20 protein-coding genes are annotated in these 25,093 nt (G+C 66.0%); 6 read left to right on the forward strand and 14 right to left on the reverse strand.

Going from position 1 to position 25,093, the window contains the following annotated elements; all coding sequences use genetic code 11:
• Nucleotides 1-272: 272 nt before the first annotated feature.
• Nucleotides 273-1,937 carry a DNA repair protein RecN gene (gene recN, locus MTR62_RS04770; protein ID WP_244017503.1) on the reverse strand — a complete coding sequence of 555 codons (1,665 nt, stop codon included), beginning with the start codon at nucleotides 1,935-1,937 and terminating at the stop codon, nucleotides 273-275.
• Nucleotides 1,938-2,363: 426 nt separating this feature from the next.
• Nucleotides 2,364-3,161, reverse strand: a complete 798-nt coding sequence (locus MTR62_RS04775) for an outer membrane protein assembly factor BamD (RefSeq protein WP_244017505.1) — start codon at nucleotides 3,159-3,161, stop codon at nucleotides 2,364-2,366.
• A gap of 168 nt (nucleotides 3,162-3,329) precedes the next feature.
• Between MTR62_RS04775 and MTR62_RS04780 the strand changes: the two genes are divergently transcribed.
• The 4 genes from MTR62_RS04780 (at nucleotide 3,330) to MTR62_RS04795 (ending at nucleotide 8,502) form a co-directional block, all read left to right on the forward strand.
• Nucleotides 3,330-5,111, forward strand: a complete 1,782-nt coding sequence (locus MTR62_RS04780) for a cation:proton antiporter domain-containing protein (RefSeq protein ID WP_244017507.1) — start codon at nucleotides 3,330-3,332, stop codon at nucleotides 5,109-5,111.
• A 37-nt stretch (nucleotides 5,112-5,148) separates the two neighbouring features.
• Nucleotides 5,149-5,598 carry a GNAT family N-acetyltransferase gene (locus MTR62_RS04785; protein ID WP_244017509.1) on the forward strand — a complete coding sequence of 150 codons (450 nt, stop codon included), beginning with the start codon at nucleotides 5,149-5,151 and terminating at the stop codon, nucleotides 5,596-5,598.
• Nucleotides 5,599-6,065: 467 nt separating this feature from the next.
• Complete coding sequence (locus tag MTR62_RS04790; protein WP_244017511.1) at nucleotides 6,066-7,109, forward strand: hypothetical protein; 1,044 nt, start codon at nucleotides 6,066-6,068, stop codon at nucleotides 7,107-7,109.
• A 617-nt stretch (nucleotides 7,110-7,726) separates the two neighbouring features.
• Nucleotides 7,727-8,502, forward strand: a protein-coding gene (locus MTR62_RS04795; protein WP_244017513.1) for an IS5 family transposase whose coding sequence is annotated in 2 segments (ribosomal slippage) — nucleotides 7,727-8,048 and nucleotides 8,048-8,502 — 777 coding nt in all. Because the reading frame shifts where the segments join, the coding sequence is not laid out codon by codon here.
• A gap of 316 nt (nucleotides 8,503-8,818) precedes the next feature.
• Here the strand turns inward: MTR62_RS04795 and MTR62_RS04800 are convergent.
• From MTR62_RS04800 to ilvD, 9 genes are all read right to left on the reverse strand, one after another.
• A complete protein-coding gene (locus MTR62_RS04800) occupies nucleotides 8,819-9,748 on the reverse strand; it encodes a glutaminase (protein WP_244017515.1) in 930 nt (309 codons plus the stop codon).
• A gap of 42 nt (nucleotides 9,749-9,790) precedes the next feature.
• Nucleotides 9,791-10,894 (reverse strand): acyltransferase family protein, encoded by a 1,104-nt coding sequence (locus tag MTR62_RS04805; RefSeq protein ID WP_244017518.1) that lies wholly within the window; start codon nucleotides 10,892-10,894, stop codon nucleotides 9,791-9,793.
• 118 nt (nucleotides 10,895-11,012) lie between these two features.
• On the reverse strand, nucleotides 11,013-11,366 hold the full coding sequence (locus MTR62_RS04810) for a hypothetical protein (RefSeq protein WP_244017520.1): 354 nt from the start codon (nucleotides 11,364-11,366) through the stop codon (nucleotides 11,013-11,015).
• A 122-nt stretch (nucleotides 11,367-11,488) separates the two neighbouring features.
• Entirely contained in the window at nucleotides 11,489-14,146 is a 2,658-nt protein-coding gene (gene alaS, locus MTR62_RS04815) for an alanine--tRNA ligase (protein WP_244017522.1), read from the reverse strand.
• Nucleotides 14,147-14,280: 134 nt separating this feature from the next.
• Nucleotides 14,281-15,549, reverse strand: coding sequence for a class I SAM-dependent RNA methyltransferase (locus MTR62_RS04820; RefSeq protein WP_268739677.1), 1,269 nt, complete (start codon nucleotides 15,547-15,549; stop codon nucleotides 14,281-14,283).
• Nucleotides 15,550-15,554: 5 nt separating this feature from the next.
• A complete protein-coding gene (locus MTR62_RS04825; RefSeq protein WP_244017526.1) occupies nucleotides 15,555-16,970 on the reverse strand; it encodes an NAD(P)H-hydrate dehydratase in 1,416 nt (471 codons plus the stop codon).
• Entirely contained in the window at nucleotides 16,939-17,358 is a 420-nt protein-coding gene (locus MTR62_RS04830) for a hypothetical protein (protein WP_244017527.1), read from the reverse strand. The genes MTR62_RS04825 and MTR62_RS04830 overlap by 32 nt, the downstream gene beginning before the upstream one ends.
• An 86-nt stretch (nucleotides 17,359-17,444) precedes the next feature.
• Nucleotides 17,445-18,287, reverse strand: a complete 843-nt coding sequence (locus MTR62_RS04835) for a hypothetical protein (protein WP_244017529.1) — start codon at nucleotides 18,285-18,287, stop codon at nucleotides 17,445-17,447.
• 245 nt (nucleotides 18,288-18,532) lie between these two features.
• Entirely contained in the window at nucleotides 18,533-20,389 is a 1,857-nt protein-coding gene (gene ilvD, locus MTR62_RS04840) for a dihydroxy-acid dehydratase (protein ID WP_244017531.1), read from the reverse strand.
• Between the two features lie 264 nt (nucleotides 20,390-20,653).
• Here ilvD and MTR62_RS04845 point away from each other — a divergent pair, with 264 nt between their 5' ends.
• Nucleotides 20,654-21,085 carry a DUF3806 domain-containing protein gene (locus MTR62_RS04845; protein ID WP_244017533.1) on the forward strand — a complete coding sequence of 144 codons (432 nt, stop codon included), beginning with the start codon at nucleotides 20,654-20,656 and terminating at the stop codon, nucleotides 21,083-21,085.
• 338 nt (nucleotides 21,086-21,423) lie between these two features.
• A complete protein-coding gene (locus MTR62_RS04850) occupies nucleotides 21,424-21,582 on the forward strand; it encodes a hypothetical protein (RefSeq protein ID WP_244017535.1) in 159 nt (52 codons plus the stop codon).
• Between the two features lie 133 nt (nucleotides 21,583-21,715).
• Here MTR62_RS04850 and MTR62_RS04855 read toward each other — a convergent pair whose 3' ends face one another.
• The 3 genes from MTR62_RS04855 to MTR62_RS04865 form a co-directional block, all read right to left on the reverse strand.
• A complete protein-coding gene (locus MTR62_RS04855) occupies nucleotides 21,716-22,450 on the reverse strand; it encodes an N-formylglutamate amidohydrolase (protein ID WP_244017537.1) in 735 nt (244 codons plus the stop codon).
• Between the two features lie 10 nt (nucleotides 22,451-22,460).
• Nucleotides 22,461-23,279 carry a 4-(cytidine 5'-diphospho)-2-C-methyl-D-erythritol kinase gene (locus tag MTR62_RS04860; protein ID WP_244017539.1) on the reverse strand — a complete coding sequence of 273 codons (819 nt, stop codon included), beginning with the start codon at nucleotides 23,277-23,279 and terminating at the stop codon, nucleotides 22,461-22,463.
• 81 nt (nucleotides 23,280-23,360) lie between these two features.
• A complete protein-coding gene (locus tag MTR62_RS04865) occupies nucleotides 23,361-25,010 on the reverse strand; it encodes an electron transfer flavoprotein-ubiquinone oxidoreductase (protein ID WP_244017541.1) in 1,650 nt (549 codons plus the stop codon).
• Nucleotides 25,011-25,093 lie beyond the last annotated feature (83 nt).

Here is a 25,093-nt window from a genome sequence, read left to right on the forward strand (position 1 = left end):
TCTTTGGAAGCCTTTGACAAATTTTCGGGCAATAGAGTGGCAGCCGTTCGCCGCTCATGCCTTCCAAAAGCTCAGGTTCACGAACCGGCCCATGTAGATCAGGCGCTTTGGCTCAGCAGACAGCGGACCTTTTGTGCGACCGCACTGATCCAGCAGCCGATGCGGCGGCCTCCCCCCCGTGGCGCCTTCATTCCCGAGATCGCTGCGGTCGACAGTAAGGGGGTCAAGGGGTGATAACCCCGTGCTCTATTCCTGCAGAGTTCCTTGAAAAGTCAGGTCCGCTCGATCAGGCGGTCCGCTTGCGCGCGGGCTTCTTCGGTCACTTGTGCGCCCGAGAGCATCCGGGCGATTTCTTCCTTGCGCTCGGCCTGGCTGAGCGGGGCGACCGAGGTCCGGGTGACCGTGCCCTTGGAGGACTTGGAAATCATGTAGTGACGGTTGCCGCGCGCGGCGACTTGCGGGCTGTGCGTGACGGCGAGCAGTTGCCCGCCGGATGCGAGGCGCGCGAGGCGTTCGCCGATCGCGTCGGCGACGGCGCCGCCCACGCCGCGGTCGATCTCGTCGAAGATCACCGTTGCCGCCCCGCCCTCTTCGGCCAGCGCGACCTTGAGCGCGAGGATGAAGCGCGAAAGCTCGCCCCCCGAGGCGATCTTGGCAAGCGGAGCAAAATCGGCACCGGGATTGGTCGAGATAAGGAATTCGACCGTGTCCATGCCCGACGCCCCCCAACGCGCTTCGGGCAGTGGCAGGACCGAAGTCTGGAATCGCGCGGCGTCGAGCTTGAGCGGGGCCAGTTCGGCCGCCACCGCCTTATCGAGCCGCCGTGCCGCCGACCGGCGCAGGTCATGCAGCTTGCGCGCCTTTTCCTGATAGGCGAGCGCGGCCTTCTGCGCCGAAGCCTCCAGCCGAACGATATGTTCGGTTCCGCCTTCGATCGCGTCAAGCGCGCGGCGCATCTGCACGGTGCGCTCGGGCAGGTCATCGACCGTGCAAGCGTGCTTGCGCGCCAGCGCGCGCAAGTCGAACAGACGGGTCTCGATCCGGTCGAGTTCGGCCGGGTCGAACGCCAGCGCGTCACCGGCCTCGACCAGCTTGTCCTCGGCCTCGCCCGCCTCGATCACCGCACGGTCGAGCGCGCCGAGCGCCTCGGCCAGCAGCGGATGTTCGCCCGCGATGCGATCGAGCCGCCGCGCCGCACCGCGCAACGCGGCCAGCGCGCTCTCGCTGCCTTCCCAGACGCGGGCCAGCGCCGCGAGGTCGTCCGCCAGCTTCTCGCCCTTCTGCATGTCCGCACGGGCCAGCGCGAGCGTCTCTTCCTCGCCCGCCTGCGGGGCAAGCGCGTTGAGCTCCTCCAGATGGGCCAGCAGCAGGTCCTGATCCTGCGCCGCGCGTGCAATTTCGGCGCGCGCCGCATCGAGCGCGTCCTGCGCGCTGCGCCAGGCCTTGAACGCGCCCTCCACCCCCGCCAGATCGCTGCCTGCAAATCGATCGAGCAGCGCGCGGTGCCCCTTGGCGTTGACGAGGCCGCGATCGTCATGCTGGCCGTGGATCTCGACCAGCGCAGGCCCCAGCTCGCGCAGCAGCGCAACGCCGACCGGCTGGTCGTTGAGCCAGGCGCGCGATCCCCCGTCGGCCTTAAGCTGGCGACGCAGGATCAGCGGCTCACCGGGCTCGATCTCGATCGAGGCATCGTCGAGCGCGGACTGGAGCGCTGGGGGAAGGCTGGCGAATTCGAAACTCGCGCTCACGCTCGCCCGGTCCTCCCCGGCGCGCACGAGCCCGCTGTCGGCGCGATTGCCGATGACGAGCCCGAGCGCGTCGAGCAGGATCGATTTGCCCGCGCCGGTTTCGCCCGTGAGCACACCAAGGCCACGCGCGAAATCGAGGTCGAGCGCCTCGATCAGGACGATGTTACGGATCGAAAGTCGGGTCAGCATGTTCGCGAATCGTTCTAGCTTATCGATTCGCCTTCGTCACCCGACTTTGCGCCTGATGGCGAACATGACCGGCAGCCCGGCCAGCGCTTACAGGAACAGGCGCATGGCCCCTAGGATGCCCACCGCCCAGACCGCCACGACCAGCGCGCAGATGGCTTCGATTTCCCAGGACTTCCCAGCGTTTTCAAGGTTACGTGAAACAGACATCTTCGTCATTTTCCCACGGGCGAATCGGCGTTGTCAAAACGCGCCGGCCCGCCGCAGGCTATAATTCAACCCTATCGGTAGAGAAAGTAAAATCACGAGCCTCAAGGCGAATCGCACGCGCCCATTCCAGCCATGAAAAACGGCTCCGGGCGCAAGCGCCAGGAGCCGTCGAAAGGGTCGGCACGCCAGAGCCAGCGTACCACGGCGATTAAAGCCGAATCAGGACGCCACGAACTTGGGCGCGTGCTTGTCCATCAGCTTGTAGGCGCGCTCATACCACTTGCTGTTGGGGTAGTTGCGCTCGAGCACCGCAGCCGCCTTCTGCGCCTCTTCGGGCAGGCCCAGCGAGAGGTAGCATTCGACGAGACGATAGAGCGCCTCGGTCACGTGGCTGGTGGTCTGAAAATTGTCGACGACCTGGCGGAAACGCAGCGTCGCGGCGAGCCACTTGCCGCGTTCCTGGTAATTGCGCCCGACGGTCATTTCCTTGCCCGCGAGGTGATCGTTGACGAGATCGAGCTTGAGCCGCGCGTCCGAGGCATAGGTCGTCGTCGGGTAGCGGCGGATGATGTCGGTCAGCGCCGCCTTGGCCTGTTCGGTGGTCTTCTGGTCGCGCGTGACATCGCCGATCTGTTCGTAATAGCAGATCGCGATGAGGTAATAGGCGTAAGGCGCGCTCTTGTTGCCCGGATGGATCGACAGGAAGCGCTGCGCCGACTGGATCGCCTGGTTGTAGTCGCGCGCGGCGTAGTAGCTGAACGCGCTCATCAGTTCGGCCCGGCGCGCCCAGGGCGAGTAGGGATGCTGGCGTTCCACTTCGTCGAACAGCGCGGCGGCCTGCTTGGTCCGGCCGGTGTCCAGACGCTGGCGCGCGGCCGCGTAGAGCGTGTCGACATCGCGCGCAACATAAGCGGCGTCCTTCTTTTTGCCCGAACCGCCACCGCAGCCGGCAGTAAGGACAAGGGCTCCGCAAGCGGCGGCAAGGATGACGGGTTTGAGGCGCGAGCTTTCGAACATGGCGCGTCTATAGCCAGCGGTTCGCTGAACGCCAAGTGAAGTTGCGCAGTGTTTTTACATGGGAAAGTGATGCGCCGCGCCCAAGCCCTGCAACATGCGTGCAACATGCGCCGCCATCGGCGCGCAAGCGCCTTGCCTCATCGCGTTCCCCTGCCATAGTGGCGGGCGATGGCAGGCAGCAACGAACTCTACTCCCCGGTCATGTCCGACGCGCTCGTGATCCTGGGCGCGGCGGGCATCGTCATTCCGGTTTTCAACCGCTTCCGCATCACGCCGGTGATCGGGTTCATTCTCGTCGGACTGCTCGTCGGCCCCTTCGGCCTTGGCCGCCACGTGTTCGAGCATCCCTGGCTTTCGCATATCACCATCACCGATCCCGACGGGCTGTCGATCTTCGCCGAATTCGGCATCATCCTGCTGCTGTTCTCGATCGGGCTCGAACTCTCGTTCGCGCGTTTGTGGGACATGCGCCGGATGGTCTTTGGCCTGGGCATGCTCGAACTGGTGGTGATCGGCAGTTCGCTGACGTTCGTGCTGGCCGCGATCGGACAGGCCTTTGCCGGGGCGCTCGCGCTCGGCCTGGCGCTGTCGCTGTCCTCGACCGCGCTCGTGCTCAAGATCACCAATGCGGCAACCCCGGTGGGCCGCGCCGCGCTGGCCATGCTGCTGTTCGAGGACATCGCGCTGGTCCCGATCATCTTCCTGCTCGGTGCGCTGGCCCCGCACGCCGCGAACAACGGGGTGGGCAATCTCATCCACACGCTGGTCTGGGGGACCGGGGTGGTGGTAGGGCTGCTCGTCGTCGGGCGCTACCTGCTGCCTCCGCTCTTCGCGCAGGCCGCACGCACCAAGAGCCCGGAGCTGTTCCTCGCCGCTTCGATGCTGGTGGTCATCCTCGCCTCGCTGCTGACCGCCGCGGTGGGCCTCTCCCCGATCGTCGGCTCGCTGGTGGCGGGCCTGCTGATCGCCGAGACCGAATACCATTCCGAAGTCGAGCAGATCATGGAGCCCTTCAAGGGCCTCGCGCTCGGCGTATTTCTCATCACCATCGGCATGAGCATCGACTTGTGGGTGGTCTGGGAGAACCTCTACTCGATCCTCGTTGCGACCGTGGGTGTGCTGATCATCAAGGCCGTGGTGACCGGCGTACTGCTGCGCCTGATGGGCGCGCGGCGCGGCACGGCGACCGAAACCGGCATTCTCATGTCGAGCCCCTCGGAAACGACCCTGATCGTGCTGAGCGCGGCCGCCTCGGCCCAGCTCATCCAGCCGGGGACCAACCAGTTCTGGCAGATCGTCACCGCGATCGGGCTGACCGTCACTCCCCTGCTCTCGATGTTCGGCAAGATCGCCGCGCGCCGCGTAGACCGGGTCGAATCCCCGCACCACCCCGCCGAGACCGAGGACAAGCGCCAGACGATCATCATCGGCTTTGGCCGCGTGGGACGGCTGGTGGCCGACATGCTGACCCGGCACGATCGCCCTTATGTCGCGATCGACACCGACACCGATTTCATCGCCGAAGGGCGCATCAAGGGCTACAACGTCGCCTTCGGCGATGCCGGGCGCGGCGATGCGATGGAGCGGCTCGGCGCAGGTGAAGCTGCCGCGGTGATCCTTACCATGGACGTGCCGGTCACCGCACAGCGCATCGTGCGCAAGCTGCGCCAGCAGTACCCGGACCTCCCGATCATCGCGCGCGCGCGCGATGCCGAACACGCCGCCCTGCTCTACCGCGCCGGTGCCACGCACGCCGTGCCCGAAACGCTCGAAAGCTCGCTCCAACTGTCCGAGGCGGTGCTGGTCGAAACCGGCGTGCCGATGGGTCCGGTGATCGCCTCGATCCACGAAAAGCGCGACGCGCTGCGCGAGCAGATCATGCAGCAGGGCGGCCTCTCGGAAAAACCCGCCCTGCGATCGGCGGTCATGCCGCGCACCGCCGACGCCTGAGCCCCTCCTTCCCGCCTAGCCGAACCGGACCCCTGCCATGGCCACCATCCGCCCCGCCGCGCGCGCTGATCTCGATGCGCTGTTTGCGCTGGAACTCCAAACCTTTCCCGAAGAATCCTACGGTGAAATCGCGCTGCGGCAATTCATCGACCTGTTCCCCGGCCTTTTCTTCGTGGCCGAGGATGCCGGAACCATCGCGGGCTACGGACTGGGGGGAATAGACCAGCAAGGTCAGGGCTGGGTCCTCTCGCTCGGTGTTTCGCCCGCGTACCAGGGCCAGGGTATCGGCGCGCGACTGTTCGATGCCGTCCTCGACGCCTTGCGTGGAACCGGTGCCATCCGCCTGACCGTAATTCCCGACAATGTCCGGGCGGTAACTCTCTACGAACGCAAGGGGTTCACCACCGAAGCGCGGGTCGAAGACTATTACGGCCCCGGCCAGCACCGGCTCGTCATGGTTCGCCTGACGCCAGACGAGCCACGATAATTCAAGGCATTAATCCTGATATCGCCCAATTTCCGAACCGCTCCCGCCCGGCAGACCTGACAGTGCAAACGCGCGATCGGCCAACTGGCCAGCGGCCCCGGCCCGCTCCCGAGCGATTGCCCCTTCCGAATGACCGAATTCGCTCCGGAAGCGTTGCCGGGCTGGCCCCCCCCGCGCGCGGGAGAGGCACGCGACCACGCCCTCCCGCTTGCGGGAGGGCCGGAAGGCTTGGGAACGAAGGCGCCTAGCCGAACGGGGTGGGCAGCCAGCCTACCGTCGGCTCTCCCCCCTCCTCACGGCTGGCCGGTCATGGCATCATCATGACCATACGCCGATGCGCAAAGGCAATGCCGCTGCTTGCCAGGCCAACATCACGAGCCTTTCCGCCCCGCGCGTAGAACGCAGCGCTCCCCTTGGCGAGGCGCGTCTTTGCGCGCATAGTAACCGCACCCTGACAGGAATGCGCCATGCCGCTTGCCGAGCTTGCCCGCCCATCCGACACCAGTGTCCGCGATGCCGTTGGCACCCGGCGCCTTGTTCTGGGCCTCGCCCTACCCGTTCTGGCTCTCGGCGCCGCACGGTGGGCCGCAACGAGCGAACTGGCGCTTCGCCATCCCCGCATCGCCGCCGCATTGTTCACCTGGATCGCGGCGGATGCCCTGATGCTCGGCCTGCTTCTCCACGCACCCGAGCGAACACCGCGCCTGACCGCGATCATCGCCAGCCTTGCGTCCTCTGCAGCGCTCGTCCTGCTCGCGCCCACGCCAGCCGTGCATACCGGCCTGGTGCAGCTGGCCTGGCTCGAACGCACGCTGATCGCCGTGATCGCGCTTGAAGTCGCCCTGCTTTGCGCGCAAGGGGCCAAGGTCTGGCGCCAGACGCAAGGTTCGCCGCCCGATCGCATCAGGAGCGTCGCCCAAGCGCTGCTGCCCACCCCGCTCTATCGCCTCGCACGCGCGGAATTGAGCCTGCTGCAGATCGCGCTGTTTCGCTGGAACGCCCGGCCCGATGTTCCCGCAGGGACACAACCCTTCACCAATCACCGCCATCTTGGCCCGATGCTGCTTGCGCTGCTCGTTCTTCAGGTCATCGAAGCGGCCGCGACCGACCTCGTGGTCCGAATCTGGTTCCCGACCCTCGCGCAAGCGCTTGTGTTCCTGGGCGAATACGGCGTCCTGTTCACCGTCGGACTCGTCAAGTCGCTCCGCCTGCGCCCCGTTCTGCTGTGCGAGGACGGGGTTCGGATACGCCTTGGACTGCTGCGTGAGTGTTTCGTGCGCTACGAGGACATTCTCGAGCCGGCGCAGACCCTTGATCCGCATGAAGTCCGTGCCCCGACCACCCGGCGCATGGCGATCCTGGTCTGGCCCAATGTCATGCTGCGCCTGCGTCCCGGACATGCGGGCCGCGCCCCACGGGGCCGCTCGGACATTCAGGCGATCGCCCTGCATCTTGACGAGCCCGAAGCCTTCATCGCGGCGCTGCGCGCGCGTATCGATCCCAGCGTGTGACAGGACGGCAAGCCTGCGCGCCCTGCCCGATGGTCACGCCGCACGCGAATTCCCGCCGGAGGACCGTGCCCGCGTCAAAGCGGCGGTCGCAGCGCGCTTTGGCCTCCTTGCTCCCAGCCGCGCGGCAACCTTCGTGCGCTAGGCGGCGTGGACAAATTCCACGGCGCCCTCGCGCTGAGCTATGACTGCGGCATTTGCCGAAATCCCGGTTTGATTTAGAATAGCGAGATGCAATTCCGAACGCTCCGCATTGACGTGTCCGCCCGCGTGATCGGGGTGTGGGCGCTGGCGCTCGCGCTGCCCGGTCTGATGTTTGGCTCTCTCATCATTGTGATAGCTACATTCTCTGTGCCCTTTTTGATTGCAGCCGCTGCCCCTTCCCTCTGGTTTGGGGCCGCGATCCTGCGTCGTCCGATACCTTGGTCTCTGACAGCGATAGCCGTTCCGCTATTTGGCGGCTGCGTGATTTTTGGCCGGGCAGGCTTGTTGTCTCTGGCCATAACCGTGCCAGCAGCCTGCTATTTCGTTGCGTCGCTTCGTATCATTCCACCGACACAAAGAGACCAGATTGACGTAGCCTCCAGTCGCTGATTCAAGGCTGCTTTTTGGACGCAGGCTTGAGCAGGGGTGATCTCACTGAGGCGGAATGGCGCGTTCTGAAGGACTTGCTGCCAATCGAGCCTGAGAACCGTAGCCGAGGCAGGCCGCCTGAGCAGAACCGCTCCATCAGCAACGGCATTCTCTTCCGCTGCGGAGCGCCGTGGCGCGATGTCCCGCCCAAGTATGGCAGTTGGAACACCATCTATCGTCGGTTCCGGCGGTGGAGTGAGGCCGGGGTCTGGGAGGCCGTTGCCGTAACGTTCGCCGAGATCATGGCCGACAGCGGCCACTACAGCATCGACAGCACCACAGTCCGCGCCCACGTTTCGGCAGCGGGTGGAAAAGGGGGACTCATCGACGCACTCTTGGCCGCTCGCGGGGCGGGTTCACCAGTAAAGTTCACTGTCTGGCTGATGCCCTTGGACGGCCAGTCGCCTTCCACCTGACGGGCGGCGAGGCCGCAAATTTTAAGGCGTATGATGATTTGATCGACCTGCCTGAGCAGGCATCCGACGCATTCCTTGCCGATAAAGGCTACGATGCCGATGCCATCCGCGCCGATCTTGCCGAACGAAAGATCAAGGCCGTCATCCCTGGCCGGTCAAACCGCCGTGTGAAGATCGAGTATGATCGAGTGCTCTACAAACAGCGCAATCGGATCGAGCGCATGTTCGGCCAACTCAAGATCAACCGCGCCATCGCCACCCGCTACGACCAGCTTGCCAACAGCTTCCTCGGCATGGTCCATCTCGCCACCGCTAGATACTGGCCCAAATTTGTCCACGCCGCCTAATGGTTCGATTTCGACATTTGTCACCCTTTCCGATAGGGCACGTTCGAACGTCAGAATCTCTTCGAACCACTAGCGTTCATTTGCTTCCAATAAATTGCTTTTTAAGCATTTCCTGAACCGCAAGGTGGTTCACCTGACTGGAACATGCTCTAGCGCATCGCAGGCGCCGACCTGATCTGTTGCGACGTATACGAGGCACCATGCCTTATGGCTTCGTGCGCACCGGGCCGTGCTGGCCTGAACGCTCTCGCGGTCAAGCTCACAGCCGTCATACCGGAACCACGCGCGATCTGATGGGCGGGGCACCGCGCGCCCGTCAGGCGCGGCGGGCCTCGAACACCGACCAGCCGGTGCGCTGCACAAGCATCTCCAGCGCGCGCTGCCCCAGATGCGAATTGCCGCTGGCGTTGAGCCCCGGAGACCAGACAGCGATGCTGGCAACCCCTGGCGCGACGCACAAGATGCCGCCGCCCACACCCGATTTTCCGGGCAGGCCAATGCGGTAGGCGAAATCGCCCGAATTGTCGTAATGGCCGCAAGACATCATCAGCGCGTTGATACGCCGGGCCCGGCGACCGGTCACGATCCGTCGCCCTTCAACCCGCCCTTCGTCCATCAGGAACCGCCCGGCCATCGCCAGTTGGCGGCACGACATCGCCAGAGCGCAGAAGTGGAAGTAGGTTCCCAGGACTTTGGCCACATCTCCATGCACGTTTCCAAAGGCCCGCATGTAATTGGCCAGCGCCATATTCGTGAAGCCGGTCTCCTGTTCGGCGCGGGCCACGCTTTCATCGATCAGGATCGTATCGTCCCCCGCCAGTTCACGCACGAACCGCAGCATCTGGCCGATCGCCTCACGCGGTTCTAGATGCCCCAGCAAGACATCGGTCACCACGATCGCGCCCGCGTTGATGAACGGGTTGCGCGGAATTCCGTGCTCGCTTTCAAGTTGAACGATCGAATTGAAGGCCGACCCCGAAGGCTCACGCCCGACCCGGTTCCACAGCTGATCGCCGACCGACCCAAGTGCCAGGGTGAGCGCGAAGACCTTGGAGATCGACTGGATCGAGAACGGCTCATCGGCATCGCCCGCACAGTGGAGCGAACCATCATCGAGTACGACCGCGATCCCGAACTTGTCCGGCGCGATACAAGCCAGCGGCGGAATGTAGTCCGCGACTTGCCCTCTCTCGCTTTCCTGGCGCAGGCGCGCGGTGATATCCTGCACAAGCTGGGTGATGTCCATAAGCGCCGTGCTGGCACAACCGCGCGTTGGCCGCCACCCCCGTCATGCGTTTTCCAGCCCGCGCCCCTCCGCCTCGATCCGGGTGCCGCTTTCGCGGCGATAATCAACCCACCCGCGCAGCCGTTCGGTCACCGGCTTTTCAATCCGGTGGTGAAACAAGGTTCCGCAAAGACACACCAGCCCCACCATCACCAGCACCATCGTCGACACGCCCCCCACCCGCTCGGTCAGGTGCAGGAGCAGCCAGAGCTTGCCGACGATCTGCAGGATGAAGGGATGAAGCAGATAGATCGAATAGCTGGCATCGCCCTGGCCCTGCAGCCAGCGTCCCGGCAAATGCTTGCCACGCCGATCAAACGAGACCACCCCGAGCACGATCGCCCCGGCCGCCAGCGCACTGATCATTCCGGGGTGCGCCACCCCGGCCGGCACCAGGCGCACCTCCAGCACGACAAGCGCCAGCGCTCCGAACAGAATGGCCCCGCTCGCGGCAAAAGCATCAAGCGTCAGGCTCTGCCCGCCCCTTGCAATCAGCATCCCCAGCACGAAGGAGAGCACAATGTCGTTCCCCCAGTAGCCGATCAGCCCGCCCGTGCCTGTGACCTGCGCGCCCCACAGCGCCAGAATCCCCCCGCAGGCCAGCCAGATCCGCACCGAACGCGGGCAAAACAGGCAAAGCGCAAAGAGCGTATAGAACATCATTTCGTAGTTGAGCGTCCAGCCCACGACCACGATCGGCTTGGTCACTTCGCCGCCTGCCTGAAAGGCGGGCATGAAGAGCAACGAGGTAAACAGCGTGTCGAGCGAGAAGGCACCGCGGTTGAAGAGTTGGAAGCCCGCCGCGATCGCGCAGGCGGCGACGAGTGTGAGCAGCCAGTAGATCGGCACGATGCGCACGATGCGGTGAGCCAGGAAACGCCCCGGACTCTGTTCGCGCGCATCGGTGGTCGACACCATGATGAAGCCCGAGATAACGAAGAAAATCTCCACCCCACGCGCACCGATCGCGGGCGGCTCGGGCATCAGGCCCACGGCAGTGTAATGCGCCAGATTGTTGAGCAGATGATGGCACACCACCATATAGGCCGCGACCGCGCGCAGGACCTGTACGTTCTGGAATACCGTGACCGATCGTTTTCGCGCCATCGCACACCCCTTGTTAGGACGGAGCCATCCGCCCAAAAGGGAGACTATCGGCTTTCTCGCAAATGCAGCGCACAAGCGCGGCCATATTGGATGCAACGCGCCGGGTCTCGCGCGGGTATCAGGCCATCGGGCGCCGCAGGGCCATCCAGCCCGACGCCATGAACCAGACGGCAAACAGCCCCCAGAAACCGCCATAGGCGAACACCGCCCGATCGAACGGATAGAGTGCAGCGCGCCACAGCGCCCAAACGGCACCGACACTCGCCATAAACGGGTAGCCGGGATGGTAAATTCGCGTGCCGTCGGGAGGGGCCAGCCGCCATCGGTGCGTGCGATCGCGCGGTTCGGGCGCCCAGCAGGCAAAGGCGAAGCGCGCAAAAAAGAACAGTGATGCCGCTGCGAACAGCGGCGCCATCAGTTCGAGAATGGGGATATAATCCGAGAAGCAATCGTCGAACGTGCCGGTGAACACGCGCCCCCGGCACTGCACCGCGTGCTTCGCCGCTCCACCAAAGAGCGGCAGGAACGAGGATGCCAGCCACAGGCCACAGCCGCTTAGGGCCAGAGCCTTGCGGGCCCCCTCGTTCAATGCGCTCAGCTGGCGAGCGCGGCCTTGACCGCCGCGATCGCCTCGTCCGCCTTGGCTCCATCAGGACCGCCGCCCTGTGCCATGTCCGCGCGGCCACCGCCGCCCTTGCCACCCATCGCGGCGACGCCCGCACGGACCAGATCGACCGCCGAAACAGTCCCTGTCAGATCCTCGGTTACGGCCGCCGCGATCGCGCCCTTGCCTTCGTTGACCGCGACGATGACCGCAACGCCCGAACCGATGCGCTGCTTGGCCTGATCGAGCAGCCCGCGCAGTTCCTTGGGATCGAGCCCTTCGAGCACCTGGCCCGAGAAGGTCACGCCGTTGATCGTTTCATCGGCCGGACCCGCAGCCGCGCCGCCGCCGCCCAGCGCAAGCGCCTTCTTGGCTTCGGCGAGTTCGCGTTCGAGCTTCTTGCGTTCGTCGAGCAGCGCCACGACGCGGCTCTCGACCTCCTCGGGGGTCGTGCGCAGCGCGGACGCGGCGCCCTTGAGCGCTTCTTCGCGGGCGACGAGCCACTGGCGTGCGCCCTCTCCGGTCAGCGCCTCGATACGGCGAACGCCCGAGGAAACCGCGCTTTCGGACACGATACGGAACACGCCGATATCGCCCGTGGCGCGCACGTGGGTGCCGCCGCACAGTTCGACCGAGTAGCTGCGCTTGCCGTTGGGACGGCCCATCGCCAGCACGCGGACTTCATCGCCGTACTTTTCGCCGAAGAGCGCCATGGCACCCGCCTCGATGGCGTCTTCGGGCGTCATCAGGCGCGTGGTGACGGCTTCGTTGGCGCGGATCTCGGCGTTCACTTCGGCTTCGACCGCCGCGATGTCATCGTCGCTCAGCGCCTTGGGGTGCGAGAAGTCGAAACGCAGGCGATCGGCCGAAACCATCGAGCCCTTCTGCGTGACGTGATCGCCCAGACGATCGCGCAGCGCCTGATGGACAAGGTGCGTCGCCGAGTGGTTGGCGCGGATCGCATCGCGGCGTGCGACGTCGACCGCCAGCAACACCGCATCCCCGACCTTGATCGTGCCCGCATCGACCGTGCCCGTCATCGCGTGCAGCCGTCCCAGCGGCTTGGCCGTGTCGGTGATGGTGATGGCAAGGTCACTGCCCGGAAGCGCGCCGGTGATCGTACCCGCATCGCCGACCTGACCACCTGATTCGCCGTAGAACGGGGTCTGGTTGGTCAGCACGGTGACTGCCTTCCCGGCCTTGGCCTCGGCCACTTCCTTTCCATCGACGAGCAGCGCGACGACGCGGCCCTCGCCGGTGGTGGAAGTGTAGCCGGTGAACTCGCTGGCGCCCTCGCGCTCGGCGATGTCGTACCAGATCTCGGCGTCGGCGGCCTGGCCCGAGCCCTTCCACGCGGCGCGTGCGGCGGCCTTCTGCTGGGCCATCGCCGACTGGAAGCCCGCCTCGTCGACCGTGATGCCGCGCGGACGCAGCGCATCGACGGTGAGGTCATAGGGGAAGCCATACGTGTCGTAGAGCTTGAACGCGGTCTCACCGGCGAGCGTCGCGCCCTCACCCATGTCGCCGGTCGCTTCGTCAAGCAGCTTGAGGCCGTTCGACAGCGTGCGGCGGAACTGGATTTCCTCGCGCTCGAGCGTTTCCTCGATCAGCGGCTGCGCGCGGCCGAGTTCGGGGAAGGCCTGGCCCATCTCGGCAACCAGCGCGGGCACCAGACGGTGCATCAGCGGGTCCCTGGCGCCCAGCAGGTGCGCGTGGCGCATGGCGCGGCGCATGATGCGACGCAGCACGTAGCCGCGTCCCTCGTTCGAGGGCAGCACGCCATCGGCCAGCAGGAAGCTGGTCGAGCGCAGGTGATCGGCGATCACGCGGTGGCTGGCGCGGCTCTCGCCCTCGGCCGCGACGCCGGTCAGGTTGACCGAGGCCGCGATGAGGTTGCGGAAGGTGTCGATGTCGTAGTTGTCATGCTCGCCCTGCATGACCGCCGCAATGCGCTCGAGGCCCATGCCGGTGTCGATCGAGGGGCGCGGCAGGTTGTCGACGATCTCGCCCGCCGCCTGCTCGAACTGCATGAACACGAGGTTCCAGATCTCGATGAAACGGTCGCCGTCTTCCTCGGGCGATCCCGGAGGGCCGCCCCAGATGTGGTCGCCGTGGTCGAAGAAGATTTCCGAGCACGGACCGCACGGGCCATCATCGCCCATCGACCAGAAGTTGTCCTTGGTCGGGATGCGGATGATGCGGCCATCGCTCAACCCGGCGATCTTCTTCCACAGGTCGAAGGCTTCGTCATCGGTGTGGTAGACGGTGACGAGCAGCTTGTCCTTGGGCAGCGCCCATTCGCCGGTCAGCAGCGTCCAGGCGTTGAGGATCGCCTCTTCCTTGAAGTAATCGCCGAACGAGAAGTTGCCGAGCATTTCAAAGAACGTGTGGTGGCGCGCGGTGTAGCCGACGTTGTCGAGGTCGTTGTGCTTGCCGCCTGCACGAACACACTTCTGCGAGGACGTGGCGCGCACGTAGTCGCGCTTTTCCTGACCCGTGAAGACGTTCTTGAACGGGACCATCCCGGCGTTCACGAACATCAGCGTGGGATCGTTATAGGGCACCAGCGGGGCGGACTGGACAGGCGTGTGCCCCTTCGACGCGAAGTAGTCGAGAAAGGACCGGCGGATTTCGTTGGTCGTCTGCATGAATGCGCCGATAAGCCACGCGCGCGCGCCGGGCAAGACGCTTGGTGCGCTCAGACTGTTCGTTTTGGGCGATGAGTGGAGGATTTGCCCGCCCGCGCGGGTGCCTCCACCGTACTCATCACCCGATCAGGCGTTCAATCCGCGCTCTCGCGCACGAAGTAGCTCGCCAGTTCGACATGCGTCGACCAGCGGAACTGGCCCACCGGACGCAAGTCGACGAGATGGAAGCCCGCCTCGATCAGCCGCGCGCCGTCGCGCGACCAGCTCGAGGGGTTGCACGAGATGTAGACCACGCGGTTGACCTGCGAATCCGCGATGCATTCGACCTGTTCGCGCGCACCGGCGCGCGGCGGGTCCAGCACGACGGCCTCGAACTTGGAAAGCTCGTCGGCCTGGAGCGGGTTGCGGAAAAGATCGCGATGCGCGCTGAACACCGGGCGCTGCGCGCGGTCGGCGCCGTGCTTGCAGGCCAGATGCACGTCGCGCGCGGCTTCGGCGGCAAAGACCTTGCACTGCGGCCCGGCGAGCGCGAGCGCGAAAGTGCCCAGTCCCGAAAACAGGTCGGCAACCGTCGCCGCATCGCCGATCCATGCGCGCGCGGCGCCCACCAGCGCCTCTTCCCCGTCGCGCGTCGCCTGAAGGAAGCTGCCCGGCGGGAACGGCACGGGGGTATCGCCCAGCGTGACGGTAACCGGCGCGGGTTCCCACACGGTCTCATAGCCATAGCCGCCGTCCATGGTCAGGCGCGCAAGGCCGTGCGCCTGCGCGAAGGCAAGCATCGCCTCGGTCGCGGCGAGCCCCTCGGCGGTAAGGCCCTTGACCCCGAGGTCCACGCCCTGGTCGACCAGCGTCATTTCGATGTCGCAGGCCATGCGCGGCAGATCCGCCTTGGAGGGCTTGCCCGCGCGCCCGCGCGGCCCCTTGCGGACCGGCGCGGCCTTGCCCATGGTGATGAGCAGCGTGCGCAAGGGGCCGAGCAGCGCGGTAATCTCGGGCACGAGAACCGGGCATTCCTCCAGCTCGACCAGCCGGTGCGACTTCGCCTCGCGAAAGCCGATAACGATACGCCCGCCCGAACTTTCCGCGCGCAAGGAGGCGCGGCGACGGGCGGCGGGAGGCGAGAGATAGGGCGCGGCAATCCGCTCGGCGCCCAGTTCCTGCGCGGAGGAAGCGTTGGCCACGCGTGCTTCGACGAAGCCTTCAAGCGTTTCCTCGTCGAGCTGCTGGAGCTGGCAGCCGCCACAGCGCCCGAAATGGCGGCAGGCGGGCGCGACATGATGCGGCCCCCATTCAAGCGTGCCATCGGCGCGCAGCACGTCGCCGGGCGCGGCGCCCCAGGCAAAGCGGCCAGAGGCGGTCACACCGTCGCCCTTGCTGGCGATTCGCAGGATTTCTTCGTTCAGATCGGTCACAGACAGGCCGCTAGCGCAGCCGGTATCCTCTCGGCAAGCTGCGAAGCGGTGAAAGGCGCGAGGCACAGCCGCGCCGCCTCGCCGTGGAGCCACACGCCCTCGCACGCCGACGCGAACGGATCGCTCCCTGCGGCGAGACGGCTGGCGATGGTTCCGGCAAGCACGTCGCCCGTTCCCGCGGTCGACAACCAGGACGAGGCGCGCGGCGCACAGGCCAACCGACCGTCCGGCGCGGCGACCACCGTGTCAGGCCCCTTGGCGACAATCACCATCCCGCTCGCCCGAGCGAGAGCCGCCGCACGCTCGGCCCGTGTCCCGCCGCCATCGCAGTCGAACGCGCGTTCCAGCGCGACCAGTTCGCCCTCGTGCGGGGTGGCGATGGCGGGCGCCGTGCGTTCGGCCAGCAGGCGCGGCGAGAGCAGGACCAGCGCATCGGCATCGACCACCAGCGCCGCCGGATCGGCCAGCGCCACCGCCAGCCGCTCACGCGCCGCGCCATCGCGCCCGAGCCCCGGCCCGACGAGGATCGCCGCATTGCGGTGATCGGCCAGCAGGTCGCTGACCGGCCCGGTCTCGACCACCAGATCGGCCGGGCAGTTGCGCTTGTTGTCGGCAAAGAGCTTGACGTAGCCCGCCCCCGCCCCTTGCGCGGCAAGGCTGGCGAGGATTGCCGCGCCGGGCATGGCCCCCGCGACCACCGCGAGCAGGCCACGGGTGTACTTGTGCGCGTCGCTCGGCGGCGGCGCGATGGTCGGGCGGGCAATGGCCTCGGCCGCGCCCGGAACCGGCGCGATACCGATCGGCACGCAGCGCAAGGCGCCCATGCGTGCGGTCGCGGGCATCAGGAAGTGCGCGAATTTCCACGCCCCCAGCGCGAGCGTGAGATCGTAATGCGGCAGCCCCTCGTTGAGCAGCATCCCCGAATCCGAAGCAATCCCGCTCGGCAGGTCCACCGCGATCGCGTTCCGATGCGACGACACAAGCCGATCGAGCAGCGCGACCTGCGCGGGATCGAGCGGGCGCGAAAGGCCGCTGCCGAACAGGCAATCGACGAAAACCTCGCCCCGGCACGGGGCATCAGGGCCGAGCACCTCGCCATCGAAGGCCGCGCGCGCCGCCCTGGCCGCAGGGGTTGCGGGCTCCATCGCCGCGATCACCACGGCCTCGCCACCCCGCGCGCGCAGCGCTTGCGCCAGAACATAGCCATCGCCGCCGTTGTTGCCGGGCCCTGCCAGCACCGTCACCCGGTGCCCGCCCGAAAGGCGCCAGACCCATTCGGCCGCGCGGCGCCCCGCGACCTGCATCAGCGCCTCGACGCTCGAGCCCTGCGCGATCAGCGCGGCCTCCGCGCCGCGCATCTGCGCGACGGTCAGGATCGGCTCAGGGTGGGGATTTGCGAACGGGGTGGGCATCAGTCTTGTCCCTCGCTTTCATCGTCACGGGAAAAATATAGCGGTCGGGGCCGACGCTGACGTCGAGCTTTGACCCCAACACATGCAGCACGGCCCGATCCGCGCCGTCACTAACGGCAAGACCCGTCCCGTCGCTCTGCACGTCGAAGCGGCGAAAACCGCCGTCGGGGTGGTGGACCACGAGCAGGAGATGCCCGTCCACCCTGCGCCGTTCAACCCCGCAGACCGGCTTCAACGTGCCCGCACCGCCCACCGCACAGGCGATGCGCTCTTCCCCTTGCGCGACAGCGGGCGGCGCGGACGGGCGCGAGCAACCGGCCAGCGGCAGGGCCGCGAGGACCATGGCGAGCGCGGCGGCAGGAACGGCGGCGAAATCGGCGGCGGTCATCCCCCTTTGCTTACAGCGATCGCCCCTGGCGGCAAGGCACTATGCCCCCGCCGCTCCCAAACGGGACAGCGATTGCACGCCGCGCGTCAGCGGGCCTCGACCTGGCGCTCCAACTCGGCGCGGACCGCGCGCGCGGCCGCAATTTCATCGGCGGTCAGATCGATCCGCGTAAACCCCTCGTCGAGCATGATCGGCAGCAGCGCGTCGGGATGGACGGCGCACAGCGCGAAAGTCTCGTCCTGTCCGGCGTCATAGACCATCCAGGGCGTTTCGCTGCGCGCGAACTGCGAGGTGATCCCCATCCCCTTGCGCAGCCCGAGAATCGGAAAGTAGGTCACGCGGTTCGACTTTTTCTTCTTGGTGCGCAAGGTGATACGCCCCCAGACGGGCCGCAGCACCGCCGGTTCCTTCAGCCCCTTGAGCGTCGCGTTCATGTGCACGAAGCGGCGCAGCATGAGGATCGCGCAGGCGCCCAGCAACCCGGCGATCAGCAACGCGCCCAGGCAACGGTTCCACAGCTGGTCGATTGCCAGCGAGAGCGTGATGTTGTCCGGATTGCCACGCTCGGCCACGATGTCGGTGGCGTAGTTTCCACTCGACGCGCTCAGGAACGAGAAGTCGACCGAACGGATCTTGGTCTCCCCGTCCTTGGGGTAGGCGATGCCCGCCTTGCAGTGGACGGTGAAGGTGCGGAAGCGGCATTGGCTGCTCGCCAGCGAGGCGTCCTCGACGCTGACCGGATCGCGGTAGACGCGGTAGTCCTGATAGAGCTTGGGGCACTCCGTGACGATCGTGCCGAGCGAGACCAGCCCCAGCACCGCCCCCAGGAAAGGCAGCCGCCAGCGATCGGCAAAGCCGTGCCGGCGCACCGCTATGGGGCGGGCAGGAAGCAGTGCGGCGGGATCGGGAAGGCCATAATCCTTGGTCATGTCGGGCACCTGTCAGCGCGCGGAAAGAACCCCTGCCCTTCCCGCTGTTTCCAAAAAGACGAAAATTTTCATCCAATTAGCAAAATTGCTAACAAAGGTGAGCGCGGCTCTGTCGATACCGCGCGCAGCCATCGCAGTTTTGGCACACCCTGGCGCTTTGCGCCTTTCGGCCCAACAATCAACGACATCCGGACAACGGTGCGGGCCCGTTGTCCGGATCGTGAAACCACGCGATAGCGCGGGGGTCAGCCGCGCTTGAGCTGGGTGACGTCGCGCACCGCCCCCTTGGCGGCGCTGGTGGTCATCGCGGCATAGGCCTGGAGCGCGGCCGAGACCTTGCGCTTGCGCGGGTGGACCGGGGTCCAGGCCTCAGGCCCGCGCGCTTCCTGGGTCGAGCGGCGCACCGCCATTTCCTCGTCCGACACCATAAGATTGATGGTACGGCCAGGGATGTCGATCTCGATCGTGTCGCCGTTCTCGACCAGACCGATCTCGCCGCCTTCGGCCGCCTCGGGCGAGGCGTGACCGATCGACAGGCCCGACGTGCCCCCCGAGAAGCGCCCGTCGGTCAACAGGGCGCAGGCCTTGCCCAGCCCCTTCGACTTCAGATAGCTGGTCGGGTAGAGCATTTCCTGCATCCCCGGCCCGCCGCGCGGCCCCTCGTAACGGATGACGACCACGTCGCCCTCCTTGACCTGTCCACCCAGAATGCCCGCGACCGCCGCATCCTGGCTTTCATAGACGCGCGCGGTGCCGGTGAACTTGAGGATGCTGTCATCGACGCCCGCGGTCTTCACGATGCAGCCGTCGCGCGCGATGTTGCCGAACAGCACCGCGAGGCCGCCGTCCTGGCTGAAGGCGTGTTCCTTGGAGCGGATCACGCCGTTCTCACGATCAAGGTCGAGCTCCTTCCAGCGGCTCGCCTGGCTGAACGCGGTCTGCGTCGGCACGCCGCCGGGCGCGGCCTTGTAGAACTCCTGGACCGAAGGCTCGTTGGTACGGCTGATGTCCCAGCGGTTGAGCGCGTCGCCCAGCGTGCGCGCGTGAACGGTCGCGCAATCGGCGTGGAGCAGCCCTGCCCGGTCGAGCTGGCCGAGGATCGCCATGATCCCGCCCGCGCGGTGGACGTCTTCCATGTGGACGTCGGACTTGGCCGGGGCGACCTTGGAGAGGCACGGCACCTGGCGCGAGAGACGATCGATGTCGTTCATCGTGAAATCGACCCCCGCCTCGGCCGCGGCGGCAAGCAGGTGGAGCACGGTGTTGGTCGACCCGCCCATCGCGATGTCGAGGCTCATCGCGTTCTCGAAAGCCTCGAAGCTGGCGATCGCGCGGGGCAGGACGCTCGCGTCCTCCTGCTCGTAATAGCGCTGGCACAGATCGACGGCGAGGCGGCCGGCTTCCTTGAACAGCCGCTCGCGATCGGCGTGGGTGGCCAGCGTCGAGCCGTTGCCCGGCAACGACAGGCCCAGCGCCTCGGTCAGGCAGTTCATCGAGTTGGCGGTAAACATGCCCGAGCACGACCCGCAGGTCGGACAGGCCGACCGTTCGATCGCGGCGACTTCCTCGTCGGTGTAGCTCTCGTCGGCGGCAGCGACCATCGCATCGACGAGATCGAGCGCGGTTTCCTTTCCCTTGAGCACGACCTTGCCCGCTTCCATCGGGCCGCCCGAGACGAACACCACCGGAATGTTGATGCGCATCGCGGCCATCAACATGCCCGGCGTGATCTTGTCGCAGTTGGAAATGCACACCATCGCATCGGCGCAGTGCGCGTTGACCATGTATTCCACGCTGTCGGCGATGAGATCGCGGCTGGGCAGCGAATAGAGCATACCGTCATGGCCCATGGCGATACCATCGTCGACCGCGATGGTGTTGAATTCCTTGGCCACGCCGCCAGCCGCCTCGATCTCGCGCGCGACAAGCTGGCCCAGGTCCTTCAGGTGGACGTGGCCGGGCACGAACTGGGTGAAGGAATTGACGACCGCGATGATCGGCTTGCCGAAATCGCCGTCCTTCATGCCGGTTGCGCGCCAGAGGCCACGCGCACCGGCCATGTTGCGGCCATGGGTGGAGGTGCGGGAACGATAGGCAGGCATGGAACGAAACTCCGAAAGATCAGGATAAGCGCGCGGGGCGCCTCGTGGGCGCCCGCGCTGGTCATGTGGCGCCCCTACGCCAAAACGCACGCCCCTAAAAGGTATAAAATTTCAAGAAACCCTCCAGCCGGTTACTGATTCATTCAGCCGTCAGCCCAGTCCCCCGCCTGCCCTGCGCCCCGTGCGACGCCCGGCGCGCGCCTGTCCCGCCGCTTTTGCACGGCCCGCTTTGCAACCTGAAGCGAAATTGCGTATTCTTGCATCATGGAACCGCCCGAACGCCTCGTCCTGGAACCCCAGGAACAGGAATGGCTCGACCTCGCGCGTGTCTGGATAAAGGGGCACTTCGCGAAGGACGCCGACGATGCCTATGCCACGGTCGATGGCAAGCTGGCCGTGGTGCGCGCCAATCTGGCGCAGGGCTGGGTTGGCCCCGAGGACACCTGGAAGCTCCAGTCGCTGGGGATCGCGATGGGCGATGCGCTGGCCCAGGACCTCATGCTCGACTGGGTGACGATCGACGATGAATACGGCCGCCAGCCCGCGCTGCACTGGCCGGGAACCTCGATCGTGTGCTTTCCGCTGACCATGATTGCCCAGCGCCTCGAGGAAGGCGAGCGGGTGGACATCGACACGATGTACGAAACCACGCGCGAAAAGCTCAACGAGATCGCCTTTTCGGGCGACGTCGAATAGCCCTCCTCTTGAAAGCCCTGTCGCCGGTTCCCATATACGCACCAGCAAGGGCGATCCGCATGCGGTCGCAGCGGCCTGCCACAGACCCAAAACGCTTCCCTGTCGAAGCGCCTTGCCACCATCGCGCAGACCCGATCGGACCGCACGTGCAGCAAGTGCACGAGTACTCGCGGAACTTTTTGGAATCTACGCCATTTACATTCCAACGCCCTTGTGGCCTCTTCGTATCGCCACGATGCGATCAAGCGCCGTCATCAAGCGGTAACTTGCCAGGAGCAGACGGGCGTCGATACATTTCAGGAGAGAGGCAGGCATTCCTGCCCGAGATACATAAAAACATGAACGACAAGAACCACACCAAGAACACCAAGCCCCATGCCCTGCTGCGCCGCAACCGCACCGCGCGCCCGCTGGCGTTTGCCAGCTCGAACGCACCGGCCATCGGCCTGCTGCCCACGATCGAGCTGCAGCGCCTCGTCGCGGGCATGGTGGATTGATACGATACCGTGATTCAAGGGGTTAATCCCCCTTGGCTCCCGAAAACAGAACGCACCGGCAGCGAATGATGCCCTGCGTCCACGGCAAGCCAGGCCTTCGGGGCGATCCGATACTTTTCATCGGCATTTTACATCAGGCGATTTCGAGCGCGATCCGGTTGCAGATGCGGGTGAGGCGCTCGGCCCACTCCTCTTGGCCTTGCGCGGTCGCGATCAGGTCCTGGCGCACTTCGAGATAGAAGTACGGGCGCGCCTCGCTTTCGAGGTAGCGCTCGATCGTCGCCTTGTAGATCTTGCCCGAATAGGGCTCCTGATCGCCAACCACGAACCCCTCTTCCTCGAGCAGGCGCGTGCCAAGACGCGCGCCGCGATCGTCCGCATCGTAGAGCACGCCGCAGTGCCATGGACGCTGTTCGTCGGGCTTGCTCGCCATCTGCGGGGTGAAGCTGTGCAGCACGAAGATCAGTTGCGGCGGCGCTTCGTCGAGCAGCGCGGTCAGCCGTGCATGGTAAGGGTGGTAGAACCGATCGAGCCGCGCGGCGCGGTCGATCCCCTGATTGCCGGGGATCGGATAGCCATCGCTCACTTCGGGGATCACCGCCGGCTCGCCCGCGGTGCGGTTGGTATCGCAGACAAGCCGGCTGACGTTGCACAGGAAGGCCGCCGTGCCCTCGCGCTCGGCCATGCGCTCGGCAATGCCCGCAACGCCGATGTCGAGCGCGATGTGCTCCTCCATCCGTTCGGGCGCGATGCCCAGGCCCAGCCCATCGGGCACGCGGTTCGAGGCGTGATCGGCGACGACAAGGATGCCGCCAAAACGCGGCGTGCCGACGAGGCGGTAGCTTTCGGTTTCGATCAAGGTCTGCATTTGTCGGACTTTAACGCAACTTGCCCGCCATTTGCCACCACCCCTGATGCTCTTGCGCCAGTTTCTGCGCGGCGCCATCGCGCGCCGCCTCGCTGTCGTAGAGCGCAAAGCAGGTCGCCCCCGAACCCGACATGCGCGCGAGGAACGGCTGCGTCTCGCGCAGCGCCTCGAGCACGTCGGCGATCACCGGGCAGATTTCGAGCGCGGGGCTCTGCAGATCGTTGCGCCCCGAAAGCGCGATTTCGCGCAGCGAGCCTTTGGGCATCGGGCCACGATCAAGCCCGTCCCAGGCCTTGAACACCGGCCCCGTCGGCACCGCCTCGCGCGGGTTGACGAGCAGCACCGGGCAGCCCTCCAGATCGTTTTCGCCCACCTCTTCCAGATCGGTTCCGGTCCCCGTGCCGATGCACGCGCGCGACAGCACGCAGGCCGGAACGTCCGCGCCGAGCCTTGCCGCGCGCGCCGCCCAGTCCTCGGGCAACCCCTGCGCGCGTTCGACCATGCGGAAGATCGCGCCCGCATCGGCGGAGCCTCCGCCCAGCCCCGCGGCAACCGGCAGGTTCTTCTCGAGCGTGACCGCCCAGCCCTTGCCCTGCGGGGCGTGCGGCAAGGCCCCAAGCGCGCTGGCGACGATGTTCTCGAACGGGTTCATCAACCCACCGACGAACTCGCCGCGCACTTCGAGGAAATCCTCCTCGGCCAGCGACGCGCTCAGCCGGTCGCCGTCATCGACGAAGGCGAAGAGCGTTTCCAGTTCGTGGTAGCCGTCCTCGCGCCGACGGCGGACATGGAGGGCAAGGTTGATCTTGGCGTAGGCGGTTTCGTTCATGCACACTGCCTGTGAAACGAGAGGAGCGCCGGGACAAGCCCCGACGCTCCTGAATGGTGCGTTACCGATAGGCGGTCGGGATCACATATTGGGATAATTCGGTCCCCCGCCGCCTTCGGGCGTGACCCATTCGATGTTCTGGGTCGGGTCCTTGATGTCGCAGGTCTTGCAGTGGACGCAGTTCTGCGAATTGATCTGGAGCTTCATGCCGCTGCCATCGGGATCGACGAATTCGTAGACCCCCGCCGGGCAATAGCGCGCCTCGGGCCCGGCATAGACCGGCAGGTTGACCGCGGTCGGGATCGCCGGATCCTTGAGCCGCAGGTGGCAGGGCTGCTCTTCCTCGTGGTTGGTGAACGAGTAGGAGACGCTGGTCAGGCGATCAAAGCTGATCACGCCATCGGGCTTGGGATAGTCGATCGGCTTGTAAAGGTCCGCGCGCATCAGCGCCGAGGCGTCGGTGTGGTGCTTCATGGGCCGGGCGAGGCCAAAGCCGAACAGCGTGCGCAGCCACATGTCCGTGCCCGCCAGGATCGTGCCCAGCTCGCCGCCCCACTTGGCAACCATCGGCTCAGCGTTCTGGACCAGCTTCAGCTCGTCCGCGATCCAGCTTGCGCGCACCGCATCGTCGTAATCCTGCAGCGTGTCCTGCGCGCGATCCGCCCTGATCGCCGCGGCGATGCTTTCGGCCGCCAACATGCCCGACTTCATCGCGGTGTGGCTGCCCTTGATGCGCGGCACGTTGACGAACCCGGCCGAACAGCCCGCCAGGACGCCGCCCGGAAAGGCCAGCTGCGGGACCGACTGCCAGCCGCCCTCGTTGATCGCGCGCGCACCATAGGCAACGCGCTTGCCACCCTCGAGGATCGCGCGGATTTCGGGGTGCTGCTTCCAGCGCTGAAATTCCTCGAAGGGGTAGATGTAGGGGTTCTTGTAGTCGAGCGCGGCAACGAAGCCCAAGGAGACCTGCCCGTTGGCCTGATGGTAGAGGAAGCCCCCGCCCCAGGCGTCGTTCTCCGACAAGGGCCAGCCCTGCGTGTGGATGACGCGGCCGGGCACGTGCTTGGCCGGGTCGATGTCCCACAGCTCCTTCATGCCCAGGCCGTAGATCTGCGGCTGGCAATCGGCTTCGAGGTCGTACTTCGCCTTGAGCCGCTTGGTCAGATGGCCGCGCGCGCCTTCGCAGAACACGGTGTACTTGCCGAGCAGGTTCATGCCCGGCTGGAAATCGCCCTTGGGCTCGCCATCGCGGCCCACGCCCATGTCGCCGGTCTGCACGCCGATGACCGCGCCCGCCTCGTCGTAGAGGATCTCGGCCGCCGGAAAGCCGGGGAAGATCTCGATCTCAAGCGCCTCGGCCTGCTCGGCCAGCCAGCGGCACAGGTTGCCCAGCGATCCGGTGTAATTGCCGTGATTGCCCATGAACTTGGGCTGGATCGCATGGGGAATCGAGAACTTCTTCTTCTTCGTCAGGTGCCAGTGCCAGTTGTCGGTCACGGGAACTTCGGCCATCGGGCAATCCATCGTGCGCCATTCGGGCAGCAGCTCGTCCAGCGCCTTGGGATCGAAGGTCGCGCCCGACAGGATATGCGCGCCGATCTCCGAGCCTTTTTCCAGCACGCAGACCTGCAGCTCGGGATCGACCTGCTTCAGCCGGATCGCCGTCGACAGGCCAGCCGGCCCGCCGCCAACAATGACGACGTCATAGGGCATCTCTTCGCGTTCAATCATGGGGTCCCCACATGGTCTTGTATTTTGTTGCGCGCTTTTGTTGCTCTTTGCCTTGATTGGTCCGCACCGACAGGTCAATACCC

Origin of the sequence: Novosphingobium organovorum, from assembly GCF_022832435.1 — a bacterium.
Lineage (GTDB): Bacteria > Pseudomonadota > Alphaproteobacteria > Sphingomonadales > Sphingomonadaceae > Novosphingobium > Novosphingobium organovorum.

Bases quoted from the DNA above. Each gene is read 5' to 3' on its own strand.
- recN (WP_244017503.1), bottom strand. From the start codon at position 1,937: ATGCTGACCCGACTTTCGATCCGTAACATCGTCCTGATCGAGGCGCTC.
- MTR62_RS04775 (WP_244017505.1), bottom strand. From the start codon at position 3,161: ATGTTCGAAAGCTCGCGCCTCAAACCCGTCATCCTTGCCGCCGCTTGC.
- MTR62_RS04780 (WP_244017507.1), top strand. From the start codon at position 3,330: ATGGCAGGCAGCAACGAACTCTACTCCCCGGTCATGTCCGACGCGCTC.
- MTR62_RS04785 (WP_244017509.1), top strand. From the start codon at position 5,149: ATGGCCACCATCCGCCCCGCCGCGCGCGCTGATCTCGATGCGCTGTTT.
- MTR62_RS04790 (WP_244017511.1), top strand. From the start codon at position 6,066: ATGCCGCTTGCCGAGCTTGCCCGCCCATCCGACACCAGTGTCCGCGAT.
- MTR62_RS04800 (WP_244017515.1), bottom strand. From the start codon at position 9,748: ATGGACATCACCCAGCTTGTGCAGGATATCACCGCGCGCCTGCGCCAG.
- MTR62_RS04805 (WP_244017518.1), bottom strand. From the start codon at position 10,894: ATGGCGCGAAAACGATCGGTCACGGTATTCCAGAACGTACAGGTCCTG.
- alaS (WP_244017522.1), bottom strand. From the start codon at position 14,146: ATGCAGACGACCAACGAAATCCGCCGGTCCTTTCTCGACTACTTCGCG.
- MTR62_RS04825 (WP_244017526.1), bottom strand. From the start codon at position 16,970: ATGCCCACCCCGTTCGCAAATCCCCACCCTGAGCCGATCCTGACCGTC.
- MTR62_RS04830 (WP_244017527.1), bottom strand. From the start codon at position 17,358: ATGACCGCCGCCGATTTCGCCGCCGTTCCTGCCGCCGCGCTCGCCATG.
- MTR62_RS04835 (WP_244017529.1), bottom strand. From the start codon at position 18,287: ATGACCAAGGATTATGGCCTTCCCGATCCCGCCGCACTGCTTCCTGCC.
- ilvD (WP_244017531.1), bottom strand. From the start codon at position 20,389: ATGCCTGCCTATCGTTCCCGCACCTCCACCCATGGCCGCAACATGGCC.
- MTR62_RS04845 (WP_244017533.1), top strand. From the start codon at position 20,654: ATGGAACCGCCCGAACGCCTCGTCCTGGAACCCCAGGAACAGGAATGG.
- MTR62_RS04850 (WP_244017535.1), top strand. From the start codon at position 21,424: ATGAACGACAAGAACCACACCAAGAACACCAAGCCCCATGCCCTGCTG.
- MTR62_RS04855 (WP_244017537.1), bottom strand. From the start codon at position 22,450: ATGCAGACCTTGATCGAAACCGAAAGCTACCGCCTCGTCGGCACGCCG.
- MTR62_RS04860 (WP_244017539.1), bottom strand. From the start codon at position 23,279: ATGAACGAAACCGCCTACGCCAAGATCAACCTTGCCCTCCATGTCCGC.
- MTR62_RS04865 (WP_244017541.1), bottom strand. From the start codon at position 25,010: ATGATTGAACGCGAAGAGATGCCCTATGACGTCGTCATTGTTGGCGGC.